Source organism: Dietzia aurantiaca (genome assembly GCF_021033825.1).
GTDB lineage: Bacteria > Actinomycetota > Actinomycetes > Mycobacteriales > Mycobacteriaceae > Dietzia > Dietzia aurantiaca.
This window is the reverse complement of sequence record NZ_JAIFXZ010000002.1, coordinates 105,388-117,521: the sequence shown is the minus strand read 5'-3', so window position 1 is coordinate 117,521 and position 12,134 is coordinate 105,388. Positions and strand designations below refer to the sequence as shown.

The 12,134-nt window shown below is 68.8% G+C and carries 14 protein-coding genes; 2 read left to right on the top strand and 12 right to left on the bottom strand.

Going from position 1 to position 12,134, the window contains the following annotated elements; translation table 11 throughout:
- Positions 1-94: 94 nt before the first annotated feature.
- From map to dxr, 7 genes are all read right to left on the bottom strand, one after another.
- Entirely contained in the window at positions 95-970 is an 876-nt protein-coding gene (map, locus tag K3888_RS03135; RefSeq protein ID WP_230928778.1) for a type I methionyl aminopeptidase, read from the bottom strand.
- Positions 971-1,082: 112 nt separating this feature from the next.
- Positions 1,083-1,226, bottom strand: coding sequence for a hypothetical protein (locus K3888_RS03130; RefSeq protein WP_230928777.1), 144 nt, complete (start codon positions 1,224-1,226; stop codon positions 1,083-1,085).
- Positions 1,226-1,663, bottom strand: coding sequence for a hypothetical protein (locus K3888_RS03125; RefSeq protein ID WP_230928776.1), 438 nt, complete (start codon positions 1,661-1,663; stop codon positions 1,226-1,228). The genes K3888_RS03130 and K3888_RS03125 overlap by 1 nt, the downstream gene beginning before the upstream one ends.
- A gap of 144 nt (positions 1,664-1,807) precedes the next feature.
- Positions 1,808-2,662, bottom strand: coding sequence for a GNAT family N-acetyltransferase (locus K3888_RS03120; RefSeq protein WP_230928775.1), 855 nt, complete (start codon positions 2,660-2,662; stop codon positions 1,808-1,810).
- A gap of 3 nt (positions 2,663-2,665) precedes the next feature.
- The gene (gene ispG / locus K3888_RS03115; protein WP_230929069.1) at positions 2,666-3,814 is read right to left on the bottom strand and encodes a flavodoxin-dependent (E)-4-hydroxy-3-methylbut-2-enyl-diphosphate synthase; all 1,149 of its coding nucleotides are present in this window, start codon (positions 3,812-3,814) and stop codon (positions 2,666-2,668) included.
- Positions 3,815-3,950: 136 nt separating this feature from the next.
- Positions 3,951-5,183, bottom strand: a complete 1,233-nt coding sequence (locus K3888_RS03110; protein WP_308281877.1) for a M50 family metallopeptidase — start codon at positions 5,181-5,183, stop codon at positions 3,951-3,953.
- Positions 5,184-5,186: 3 nt separating this feature from the next.
- Positions 5,187-6,350, bottom strand: a complete 1,164-nt coding sequence (dxr, locus tag K3888_RS03105) for a 1-deoxy-D-xylulose-5-phosphate reductoisomerase (RefSeq protein ID WP_230928774.1) — start codon at positions 6,348-6,350, stop codon at positions 5,187-5,189.
- A gap of 165 nt (positions 6,351-6,515) precedes the next feature.
- Here dxr and K3888_RS03100 point away from each other — a divergent pair, with 165 nt between their 5' ends.
- Positions 6,516-6,869: a DUF2631 domain-containing protein gene (locus tag K3888_RS03100; RefSeq protein WP_230928773.1), complete on the top strand. Its 354-nt coding sequence runs from the start codon at positions 6,516-6,518 to the stop codon at positions 6,867-6,869.
- Positions 6,870-6,953: 84 nt separating this feature from the next.
- On the opposite strand, the gene rlmN is transcribed toward K3888_RS03100, so the two are convergent.
- Positions 6,954-8,063, bottom strand: coding sequence for a dual-specificity RNA methyltransferase RlmN (gene rlmN, locus K3888_RS03095; RefSeq protein ID WP_230928772.1), 1,110 nt, complete (start codon positions 8,061-8,063; stop codon positions 6,954-6,956).
- Between the two features lie 85 nt (positions 8,064-8,148).
- On the opposite strand from rlmN, the gene K3888_RS03090 reads away from it, so the two are divergent.
- Positions 8,149-8,574 (top strand): LapA family protein, encoded by a 426-nt coding sequence (locus tag K3888_RS03090; RefSeq protein WP_230928771.1) that lies wholly within the window; start codon positions 8,149-8,151, stop codon positions 8,572-8,574.
- A gap of 50 nt (positions 8,575-8,624) precedes the next feature.
- Here K3888_RS03090 and K3888_RS03085 read toward each other — a convergent pair whose 3' ends face one another.
- The 4 genes from K3888_RS03085 to tsf all read right to left on the bottom strand — a co-directional run bounded on the left by K3888_RS03085 (position 8,625) and on the right by tsf (position 11,962).
- Positions 8,625-9,503 carry a phosphatidate cytidylyltransferase gene (locus tag K3888_RS03085; RefSeq protein ID WP_230928770.1) on the bottom strand — a complete coding sequence of 293 codons (879 nt, stop codon included), beginning with the start codon at positions 9,501-9,503 and terminating at the stop codon, positions 8,625-8,627.
- A 56-nt stretch (positions 9,504-9,559) separates the two neighbouring features.
- Complete coding sequence (gene frr / locus K3888_RS03080) at positions 9,560-10,117, bottom strand: ribosome recycling factor (RefSeq protein ID WP_230928769.1); 558 nt, start codon at positions 10,115-10,117, stop codon at positions 9,560-9,562.
- Between the two features lie 56 nt (positions 10,118-10,173).
- A complete protein-coding gene (gene pyrH, locus K3888_RS03075) occupies positions 10,174-10,899 on the bottom strand; it encodes a UMP kinase (protein ID WP_230928768.1) in 726 nt (241 codons plus the stop codon).
- A 238-nt stretch (positions 10,900-11,137) separates the two neighbouring features.
- The gene (tsf, locus tag K3888_RS03070) at positions 11,138-11,962 is read right to left on the bottom strand and encodes a translation elongation factor Ts (protein ID WP_230928767.1); all 825 of its coding nucleotides are present in this window, start codon (positions 11,960-11,962) and stop codon (positions 11,138-11,140) included.
- Positions 11,963-12,134: the final 172 nt, after the last annotated feature.

The following is a 12,134-nucleotide window of genomic DNA, read 5'->3' as shown; positions in this document are numbered from 1 at the left end:
ATGCACCCTGTTGTCCACTGGCGGGAGGACTTAGTGGGACATACGTCCAAATCGAATTCCGGGCCTCCTCGATGGCCGTGCGAGGAGCGGGACCTCAGCGCGCGGAGGGCAGCGTCAGGATCTCGTACCCGTCCTCGGTCACCACGACGGTGTGCTCGAACTGCGCGGTCCAGGCCTTGTCCGCGGTCGTCACGGTCCAGTCATCGTCCCAGACGTCGAAGCCCGGACCTCCGAGCGAGATCATCGGCTCCACGGTCAATGTCATCCCCGGCTCGAGGACCTCGGTTCGACTCGGGTCGTCGTAGTGGAGAACGACGAGACCGTTATGGAAGGTGGGGCCGACCCCGTGGCCGGTGAACTCCCGCACGACCGTGTAATCGAACCGGCGGGCGTACGACTCGATGACGCGGCCGATCACGTTGACCTCACGCCCCGGCCGGATGGCCTTGATCCCCCGGTTCATCGCCTCCCGGGTCCGCTCCACGAGGAGCCGGACCTCCTCGCGGGGCTCACCGGCGAAGAACGTGGCGTTGGTGTCGCCGTGCACGTCGTGGATGAAGGCGGTGACGTCGACGTTCACAATATCGCCGTCCTCGATGACCGTGCTGTCCGGGATTCCGTGACAGATCACCTCGTTGAGCGAGACGCAGGACGATTTGGGGAACGCCTTGTAACCGAGAGTCGACGGGTAGGCACCGTTGTCGCACAGGAACTCGTGCACCACGCGATCGACCTCGTCGGTGGTGGTCCCTGGGGCGACGGCCTCGCCGGCGAGCACCAGCGCGTCCGCGGCGAGCCTGCTGGCCACCCGCATGGCCTCGATCACCTCGGGCGGCTGCACCCACGCCTCGCCGTTCGCCTCGTCGACCCGGTCTCGCCACGCGTACTCCGGGCGCGGGATGGACTCGGGCACGGTGCGAATCGGGGTCGGCGTGCCGGGGACGAGGGGCGGACGGGTCGAGGCGGTCATGCCCCAAGGATAGGCGCGTTCCCGGGACCCGGCCGCACGCCCTCCTGCGACGCGACCCGGAACCAGCGGCATCCGGTCGTGACCGGACGGACACGGCCGGACGCGGGTGGGGTCACCAGATCACGAAGCACACCGAGGCGATGATCACCATCAGTCCGAACAGGACCATCGAGATCACCTCGCCCCGCGAGCTACCCGCCGGCTGCTGCCCGCTCCGGGGCTCGACCTCGGTGTCCGGGCTCTCGTGCGACTCCATCACATCACCCCCATCCGGTGGAGCTCGGAGACCATCGCCACCCCGAGGATGACGAACACGACGGCCATGAAGCCCGTGTACACCCAGCGGCGAGGGTGGTCCGCCGTCCAGAAGCGGCGCACACTCACGACGCCGTTGACGACCGCGATCACGCACAACACGATCCCGATCGGCGCCGCGACCCAACCGGAGAGGCTGAGCAGCGGGACGAGGATCGGGATCAACAGGTAGGTGATCAGACACCTCACGGCGGAGACGAGCACCGACGTCCGGAACGCACGGTGTGCGCCCGTGCTGGCGGACGGATCGAGTCCGTCGACGCGCAGCAGGCGCCGCATCACCCGGTCCGCTGCGGCATCCGACCGGAATCGCGGGTCACCGGCGACTCCCCCCGCGTCGTGATCCGGAGTGGCGCGATCGGTCTCGGGCGCGGTCATCGGCGGTGGCACCTTTCGATGTCGACGTCCGGGGCTGCGTGATCACTGCTCGAAGACCACTCGGCGTCGACGGGTTGACGGTTCGACTCGATTGTCCCACAACATCCCGGGACCGCCGAAGGCCCGGATCGTGCGGCCCACCCCTCACAGGAGGATCGTCGCGTAGTCGACCACGTCGACCATCCCGACCCGGCGGTACGCCGCGCGCGCGGGCGCGTTGGAGCCGTTGACCACCAGCGACGGGGTCAGCCCGCGGGACTGGAGGGCGCTACAGACTGCCGCCGTGCCACCGGCGCCCAGCCCTGTTGCCCGGAGTGCCGGCTCGACCCACACTCCCTGGATCTGCGCCACGCGCGAGGAGACCGCGGCGACGTCGGCCTTGAAGTACACCCGTCCCCGGTCGACACCGACCCAGGTTCTGCCGCGCGCCACGGACCGTGCCACGCGCCGCCGGAAAGGAGCGCCGGCCCCAACGGCGAACGGGTCGGCCAGCAACTCCTCTCGATACATGTCCGCGGCGGCCGCGAGTACCGGTTCGAACTCCTGCAACGTGGCGGGTCGGATCCCGTCCAGGACCAGGGTCGGATCGACCGGTGACCCCAGCGTCATCAGGAACTGCGCCGTCCGGTGCTCCCGGGCGGGGCCCCAGCCGCATCCCAGCGACGGCCACAGGAGCGCGACCTGGTCCCGACGGCCGTGTACCGACATCGGTCCGAGACCCATGTCGACCACGGCGCGGCCGAGCGCCGCGTGATCTTCGGCGTCCCCGGTGATCGGGAGAACAGAGTTGCCCACGAACACCAGCGACCGTTCCGGCCCGCCACGGGTGAGGAAGCGACCGTCCGCTCCCCCGGCGACGCCCGAGAGCAGGTACTTCTCGGCGGCGGGAGCCGACACGTAGGGATCGGTGTCGAGTACGCGCGAGAGCGCGGCGGACTCTCCGGGTCCGACCTCCCGGCAGTCGCCGACCCCGGAAGGTGGGGCAACCGTGTCGGTCACGGCCTATCGCGTGACCTTGACCTGGGGGCCCTGGCCCTCCACGGCCTCTCCGACGGGCTCGCCCATCTCCTCGGCGATCCGCATCGCCTCCTCGATCAGCGTCTCGACGATCATCGCCTCGGGGACGGTCTTGATGACCTCACCCTTGACGAAGATCTGCCCCTTGCCGTTTCCGGATGCCACGCCGAGATCCGCCTCGCGGGCCTCGCCCGGGCCGTTGACGACGCAGCCCATCACGGCCACACGTAGCGGGACGCTCATGCCCTCGAGGCCGGCCGTGACCTCATCGGCGAGCTTGTAGACGTCCACCTGCGCGCGCCCACACGACGGGCAGGAGACGATCTCGAGCTTGCGGGGTCGCAGGTTGAGCGACTGAAGGATCTGGGTGCCGACCTTGATCTCTTCCGCCGGAGGTGCGGAGAGGGAGACACGGATGGTGTCGCCGATACCCTCGGAGAGCAGCGCCCCGAACGCCACCGACGACTTGATGGTGCCCTGGAACGCCGGGCCGGCCTCGGTCACGCCCAGGTGCAGCGGGTAATCGGTCCGGGCCGCGAGCTGGCGGTAGGCCTCCACCATGATCACCGGGTCGTTGTGCTTGACCGAGATCTTGATGTCGCCGAACCCGTGCTCCTCGAACAGTGAGGCCTCCCAGACCGCGGACTCGACCAGCGCCTCGGGGGTGGCCTTGCCGTACTTGGCCAGCAGACGCGGATCAAGAGAGCCGGCATTGACGCCGATCCGGATGGGGATCCCGGCCTCCCCGGCCGCCTTGGCGACCTCCTTGACCCGCCCGTCGAACTCCTTGATGTTGCCCGGGTTGACGCGCACGGCCGCACACCCGGCATCGATCGCCGCGAAGATGTACTTCGGCTGGAAGTGGATATCCGCGATCACCGGGATCGGGGACTTGCGGGCGATGGTCGCCAGCGCGTCCGCGTCCTCCTGTCGAGGACACGCCACCCGGACGATGTCGCAGCCCGACGCCGTGAGCTCGGCGATCTGCTGGAGCGTCGAGTTCACGTCGTGGGTCTTGGTGGTGGTCATGGACTGGACCGAGATCGGATGGTCGCTGCCCACGCCCACCTGTCCCACGAAGAGCTGACGGGTCTTCCGACGCGGCGCCAGGGCGGGCAGCGGCGCGTCGGGCATTCCCAGACCGACGGGGATGGAGGACGAGTCGTTCACGTGAAGGGCCTTCCTTAGGGGCTTGGCAGCCGGATGCTGATGAGTCCCGCCCGCCATTATCCGGGTCGGGGCCACCGCGTGCGAGCAGGAGTCGCCGGGATCACCCGGTCAGCAGGATCGGGTTGACGAAATCAGCGGTGATGACGATCGCGGACACGCCGATCAACAGCACGAACACGGTCATGGTGATCGGGGCCAGCTTCTCGTAGTCGGCCGGCCCGCCCGGGGCCAGGCCGCGGAGGCGGCGCAGGGCATCCCGGATCTTCTCGTAGAACACGACCGCGACGTGGCCGCCGTCGAACGGGGTGAGCGGGACCAGGTTGAACGCGCCGAGGAACAGGTTGAGCCCGGCCAGGAAGAGCACGAACAGCCACCACGCGCCCTGCTCGGCCGCCTGGCCGCCGATATGGCTCGCGCCGACGACCGAGACCGGCGAATCCTCGGCCCGCTCGGCCCCGAAGATCGAGGCCGCCACAGCCGGGATCTTGGACGGGAACGAGATGAGCCCCTGCACGGTCGCGTCGACCATGTCCCCGGTGAACACGATCGTCGCCGGGACCGCGCTCCACACGTCATAGGTGTTGACGGTCTGATAGGCGGGATCGTCCAGGATCTCCTGTGGGATCCCCTCATCCGAGAGCCGCACACCGAGCGCACCGCGCTCCTGCCCGTCGACGGTGGACGAGGTCAACGTCGCCGTCGTCGTCGTCTCCTCACCGCCCCTGTCCACGACCACCGGCACGGTCTCGCCGGGTAGCCCCGCGACCTCCTCCGACAGATCGGCCCAACTCGATACCGGCACACCGTCGACCGCGACGATCCGGTCGCCGGGGAGGATCCCCGCCGCACCGGCGGGGCCCAGCCCCGGTCCACACGCCGGCTCCCCCGCCTGTCCGGCCGCGCAGGTGTCCCCCACGACCGCCGCCACCCGATCGGTCGGGATCGGCTGCACATCCCGGTTCACCAGACCCCACCCGAGGGCCACGCCATAGAACAGCGCGATTGCCAGGAGGATGTTCATGGCCGGCCCTGCCAACAGCACAGCCACGCGCTTCCACCACGCCTGCCGCCACATCGCCCGGGGCTCGTCCTCGGGAGACAACTCGTCGTACGCCGTCATTCCCGCGATGTCGCAGAACCCGCCGAGCGGGACGGCCTTGAGCCCGTACTCGATCCCACCGCGGTTGGTCGACCAGACGGTCGGGCCGAAACCGACGAAGAACCTGCGGACCTTCATCCCCGACCACTGCGCGACCTTCATATGGCCGAACTCGTGCAGCACGATCGACAGCATGATCCCGAGGGCGAACAGGATGATTCCCACGACCAACACGTCTCAGCCCTCCAGCCCGGTCACGAGCGTAGCCGCATGACGGCGCGCCCAGGATTCAGCGGCCACGACATCGTCCAGATCCCGGGGATCGGCGGACCACTCGTCCGCCGCCCCGACCGTCGCCGCGACCACGTCGACGATCTCGGTGAAACGGATACGCCCGTCGAGGAAGGCCGGCGCGGCCTCCTCGTTGGCGGCGTTGAAGACAGCCGTGCGCAACCCGCCGGCCACGCCTGCGGCACGCGCCACGGAGATCGCCGGGAACGTCACCTCGTCGACGGGCTCGAACGTCCAGGTGTGCGACTGCGAGAAGTCCAGGGGCGTCGACACCCCCGCGATCCGCGACGGCCAGCCCAAGGCCAACGCGATAGGCAATTTCATCGACGGCGGCGAGGCTTTGGCCACTGTCGCGCCGTCCACGAAGGTCACCGCGGAATGCACCACCGACTGGGGATGGACCGTCACGTCGATCCGGTCATACGGCACCCCGAACAGCAGGTGCGCCTCGATCAGTTCGAGGGACTTGTTGACCAGGGTCGCGGAGTTCAGCGTGATCATCCGACCCATCGCCCAGGTGGGGTGCCGGAGGGCCTGCGCCGACGTCACGTCGGCGAGCTCCGCACGACTCCGGCCACGGAACGGGCCGCCCGATGCGGTGAGCACGAGCGACGCCACCTCGTCGGATGTGCCGGCACGTAGGCACTGGGCCATCGCCGAGTGCTCCGAATCGACCGGGACCAGCTGCCCGGGCGCGGCCCTGCCCGTCACGAGCGCCCCGCCGGCGACGAGGGACTCCTTGTTCGCGAGCGCCAGCCGGGCGCCGGTGTCCAGTGCGGCGAGGGTCGGCCCGAGACCGATCGACCCGTCGATCCCGTTGAGGACGACATCGGCCTCGACCTCGCGGACGAGCCTTGTCGCGGCCTCCGGGCCGTCGAGCACCCTGACCTCGGGGAACTCTGCCCGGATCTTCTCCGCGGCGATCGGATCCGACACCGCGACGGTCCCGGCCCCGGTACTGCGGAGCTGGTCGGTGAGCAGATCCACGCGGCCACCGCCTGCGGCAAGACCCACCACCAGGAAGTGGTCGGGGCCGGACTCGGAGGTCACCTCGAGGGCCTGGGTACCGATCGATCCGGTACTGCCGAGGACGAGAACACGCGTGGTCACCCTGTCATTGTCCACATCATCGGTGTCTGATGCCGCATCGCGGCACCCGGTGTGTGGGGCGACACGGGCGGGTTACCCGTCGGCCGCCCGACCCGGTGTGACAAACTGGGTCCGATGTCGGCGGCCCGCAGGGCTGCCAGCGAGCCGTGAGGAGAACCGGGGAGCATGAGCGCGGACGGACACACCAGTGCAGAGGTCGTCGTGGACGGGGTCAGCTCGCTCGACGAGCCGTCGGTCGAGTGGGGCTGGCACAAGCACAGCGCGAAGTTCGGCTGGGCGGTGGGAGGCTTCTTCGTCCTGTTCCTGCTCGGCATGCTCTTCGGCAATCACATCGGAAACGTCGAGAACATCTGGCTGGTCGCGATCGCCGCGTTCCTGCTGATCTGGATGATCCTCTCGCTGCGCCCCAAGAAGGACACCTACGCCAAGTCGCACAGGGTCTTCTCGGTCCCCTCGGACCACTACGCCGTGGCCGGCGGTGTGGCCACCGGCGCCATCACCGCCTCCCGCGCCAACTGATTCCGGAACCACAACCGGCTGACGAGGGCCGCCCCGCTTAAAGCGCGGGGCGGCCCTTGTTCTGGTCGGTGAGGCGGCGGGGTGTCACTCCTCTGCGGCGAGCTGGCCGCAGGCGGCCGCGATCTCCTGCCCCCGTGTGTCACGGACGGTGCAGGAGACGCCCGCTGCACGAACCGCCTCGACGAACGCGTCCTGCTGATGCCTGGGGCTGGCGTCCCACTCACTCCCCGGGGTCGGGTTCAGCGGGATGAGATTCACGTGCGCCATCGCGCCCAGGCGCTGCGCGAGGAGACGGCCGAGCATCTCGCCCCGCCACGTGTGGTCGTTCACGTCACGGATCAGCGCGTACTCGATCGATACGCGACGACCGGTCGCATCCGCGTAGTGGCGGGCGGCGTCCATGACCTCGGAGACCGGCCACCGGTTGTTGACCGGCACCAGCGTGTCGCGCAGCTCGTCGTCCGGAGTGTGCAGCGACACGGCGAGGGTGACCTGCAAGCCTTCCTCGGCGAGCCGGTGGATGGCCGGGACCACGCCGACCGTCGACACCGTGACCGCGCGCTGGGAGAGCCCGAAGCCCGACGGAGGCGGCGAGACGATACCCCGCACCGCGGTGAGCACCCGCTTGTAGTTGGCCAGCGGCTCCCCCATCCCCATGAAGACCACGTTCGACAGGCGGCCGGGACCGCCCGGGATCTCGCCGTCGCGCATGGCCCGGGCGGCCACCCGGACCTGGTCGAGGATCTCCGCCGCGGACAGGTTGCGTTGGAGGCCGCCCTGCCCGGTCGCGCAGAACGGACATGCCATGCCACACCCGGCCTGGCTGGAGATGCAGACCGTCGCCCGATCCGGGTACCGCATCAGCACACTCTCCACGAGCGAACCGTCGTGGAGCTTCCACAGTGTCTTACGCGTGGTGCCCTCGTCGGTGGTGATATGCCGCAGTGAGGACGTCAGGGGCGGAAACAGCTCGTCCGCGACCCGGTCGCGCAGGCTGGCGGGGAGGTCGGTCATCTCCCGCGGGTCCGCCTCGAGACGACCGAAGTACTGGTTTGCCAGCTGCTTGGCGCGGAACGCCGGGACCTCCAACTCCGCCATCGCCTCCGCCCGCCCCTCGGCGTCGAGGTCGGCGAAGTGACGAGGGGGCAGCCCGCGGCGGGGCGCATCGAAGACGAGGGGAAGTGGTTCAGCCATGATGCGGCCATTGTGTCAGAACCGAGGCCGGACAACACACCGAGTGGCGGTGCTCACGAGCGCCGGGAAGGCTTACAGTTCACCTATGACCACGCGTTCACACGACCCTGCCGACGCCGGCAACACCGAGTCGTCCCCTGAGACGGCCGTGGTGCCCGCCGAGAATTCAATCACCGACGTGCCCGCGCCGTCGGCCCCGGAGGCGACCGATCACGATCGCCTCTCGCCTCAGGCCGTGCCCGACAGCGCGGCGGGCAGGCTCGGATCGGCGTGGGTCGGTCTGGTGCTGGGCGCGTTGGTCACGATTCTCCTGCTGATCTTCATCGCACAGAACACCACCTCGACGGACGTGCAGTACCTCGGTCTGCATTTCAGCCTGCCGCTGGGTGTCCTGATCCTCTTCGCCGCCATCGCCGGCGCATTGATCATGGCCCTGTTCGCCGGGTTCCGGATCCTGCAGCTCCGGATGCGCGCGCGCAAGGCCCGAAAGCTCTCGGCACGATCCCACTGATGTCGCTGGTCGGCCGGGCGGAACGACAGTCCGGCCGGCCGAAGTGTCCGCTATGTCGGGACGACGAATGTGAAGACGATCCAGACCACCACCGCGCTGGGCAGAACGGAATCGAGGCGGTCCATGAACCCGCCGTGACCCGGCAACAGCGTCCCCATGTCCTTGATCCCGAGGTCGCGCTTGACCTGGGACTCCACGAGATCGCCGAGGGTCGCGGTGAACACCGCGAGCACGCCGAGGAGGATGCCCTTCCAGATGTCGTCGTCGAACAGCAGCCACACGACCAGCGCACCGCCGACCATCGCGAGGATGAGTGAGCCGGCGAAGCCCTCCCAGGACTTCTTCGGACTGATGGCGGGCGCCATCGGGTGCTTTCCGAACAGCACGCCGGCGATATAGCCACCGACGTCCGAGCACACCACGAGCAGGATGAGCGCGATGACGCGTTGCGCGCCGTACTCACCGTCCGAGAGCATCGCGCCCAGGGATCCCGGCACGGCGATCCAGACCAGGACGAACACCGTGACCGAGACGTCCCGTAGATAGTTCTTCGGAGCGGTGTCGAGGCCGCCCATGAGCAACCGCCAGACCAGCACGACCACCGCCGTGGCCGCGAAAGCCGCGAAGGCCCCGGTCGCGCCGATCAGGAACCCTGACCACACCATCGCCTGACCGCCGAGGAGCAGGGGAACGAGGGGCAGCGTGAACCGGGCCTGACGGAGGCGTTTGAAAACCTCCCACGTCCCGATGGCCACGGCTCCGCCCGCGACCAGATACCACGCCCGCGGATTGAACGCGATACTGGCGATCACGAGGGCACCGAGCCCGATCCCCACCGGGATCGCCCGGGTCAGGTCGCGGCCGGCGCGGGACGGGGGCGCCGCGGCCGCGGCAGTGGGCCCGGGCGGGCCGGACGGAGCGTCATCCACGGCGTACTCCTCGACTGTTGTGGTGGTTGAACGGCTGGCGGAGAACCCGGGAGGGGTCAGACCTCCATCAGTTCGGCTTCCTTGCCCTTCACGATCTCGTCGACCTCGGCCACATAGCGCTGCGTGACCTTGTCGAGCTCCTTCTCCGCGGCGTTGACCTCGTCCTCGCCCGCCTCGCCGTCCTTGTCGATGCGCTTGAGCTCGTCCATCGCCTTGCGGCGCACCCCGCGAAGCGCGATACGACCGTCCTCCGCCTTGGCCTTGGCCTGCTTGACCAGGTCCTTGCGGCGCTCCTCGGTGAGCTGCGGGACGGTCACGCGGAGCACCTGGCCGTCGTTCGTCGGGTTGACGCCGAGGTCCGAGTTACGGATCGCGTTCTCGATGGGGCCCATCTGCGACATCTCGTACGGCTTGATGATGAGCATGCGGGGCTCCGGGACCGTGATGGTCGCCATCTGGGTGATGGGTGTCATCGTTCCGTAGTACTCGCACATGACCCGGTTGAACATGCCCGGATTCGCACGACCGGTGCGGATGGCGGAGAGCTCGTCGCGGACGTGCTCGATCGCCTTCTCCATCTTCTCCTCGGCCTCGAGCAGGGTGTCGTCGATCATCTTCGTCTCTTTTCGTTCGTGTCGGCTGGTGGGTGCGTGGTCCTACTGCGGCCGGGTCAGGCCGGGCTGCTCACCAGGGTCCCGATCTGCTCACCGGCCACCGCGCGGGCGATATTGCCCTCGGTGAGCATGTTGAAGACCAAGATCGGCATGTTGTTGTCCATGCAGAGGCTGAACGCCGTGGCGTCCGCGACCTTGAGACCCTGCTCCAGGCACTCACGGTGCTCGATGCGGGCGTACAGCTCGGCATCCGGGTTCGTCCGCGGATCATCGGAGTACACCCCGTCGACGGCCTTTGCCATGAGCAGCACGTCCGCCCGGATCTCCAGCGCCCGCTGGGCGGCGGTGGTGTCGGTGGAGAAGTAGGGCATGCCCATGCCGGCACCGAAGATCACGACCCGGCCCTTCTCGAGGTGCCGCTCGGCGCGCAGCGGGATGTACGGCTCTGCCACCTGACCCATGTGGATGGCCGTCTGCACCCGCGTGGAGATGCCCTCCTGCTCGAGGAAATCCTGGAGGGCCAGGCAGTTCATCACGGTGCCCAGCATCCCCATGTAGTCGCTCCGGGCGCGGTCGAGTCCGCGCTGCTGCAACTGGGCGCCACGGAAGAAGTTGCCACCACCGATCACGATCGCGATCTGAGCCCCGGTCCTGGAGACCTCTGCGATCTGGCGCGCGACGGACTGCACGACGTCCGGATCGATGCCCACGCCACCGCCGCCGAACATCTCGCCACCCAGCTTGAGCATCACACGCTTGTACCCGTGCAGCGGGTCGGTCATCGTTCTCCTCGTCCCGGGCGGATCGAGCCCGTGTCGCGCGTCGACGCTCCTGACACCGTGTCGTCGAGGAGCTGTTCGGCCCATGGTGGAGCCGGGTACATTCTGCCCTATCCGCACGCCCTCCACAGCGCAGCCCGCCGGTGGCGTGCGCACCCGGCGGGCACGACGAGCGACGGCGGCACCCGATCCTCGGGTACCGCCGTCGCTGGTTCACCGCACGAAGCGGTTCAGGCGCGGGTCAGGCCTGACCGACCTCGAAGCGCAGGAACGAGGTGACCTTCGCGCCGGCCTCCTCGAGAAGCGCACCGACGGTCTTCTTGCTGTCGGTGACGGAGGCCTGGTCCAGGAGGCAGACGTCCTTGTAGAAGCCGTTGAGCCGACCCTCGATGATCTTGGGCAGTGCCTGCTCCGGCTTGCCCTCCTCGCGGGCGGTGGCCTCGGCGATCTCGCGCTCCTTGGCGACGACGTCGGCGGGGACCTCGTCACGCGAGAGGTACTGGGCCTTGAGCGCGGCGATCTGCATCGCGGCGGAACGGGCCGCGGACTCGGCGGCCTCGCCCTCGCCCGAGTAGGCGACCAGGACGCCGACGGCCGGCGGCAGATCCGACGAACGCTTGTGCAGGTAGACGGCGACGGGGCCGTCGAGCTTGCCCACGCGACGCAGGACGAGCTTCTCGCCGGACTTGGCGGAGAAGGCGACGACCGCGTCGGCGACGGTGGTGCCGTCGAGCTCGGCGGCGTTCAGCGCGTCGAGATCGGAGATGCCCTGGGCGGCGGCCACGCCGACGATCTTGTCGGCGAGCGCGATGAACTCGGCGCTCTTGGCGACGAAGTCGGTCTCGGAGTTGAGCTCGACCATGACGCCGTCCTTGACGGCGACCAGGCCCTCGGCGGTGGCGCGCTCGGCGCGCTTGCCCACGTCCTTGGCCCCCTTGATGCGCAGGACCTCGACGGCCTTGTCGAAGTCGCCGTCGGTCTCCTCGAGAGCCTTCTTGCAGTCCATCATCCCGGAGCCGGTGAGCTCACGCAGACGCTTGACGTCGGCAGCGGTGTAGTTCGCCATTGTGGGGCGACCCTCCTTATTGGGGTTGGATGTGTCGTGAAAAGTAGTCGCGTCGGTCGGCGGACGAATCCGCCTCCACCCTAGACGCCGAAGCGCCGATGGAGACCGGTCCCACCGCCGGTGACACGTCGGGCCCGGCCACCCGGAGACCCCGCGAGGGTCATGGGCGGCC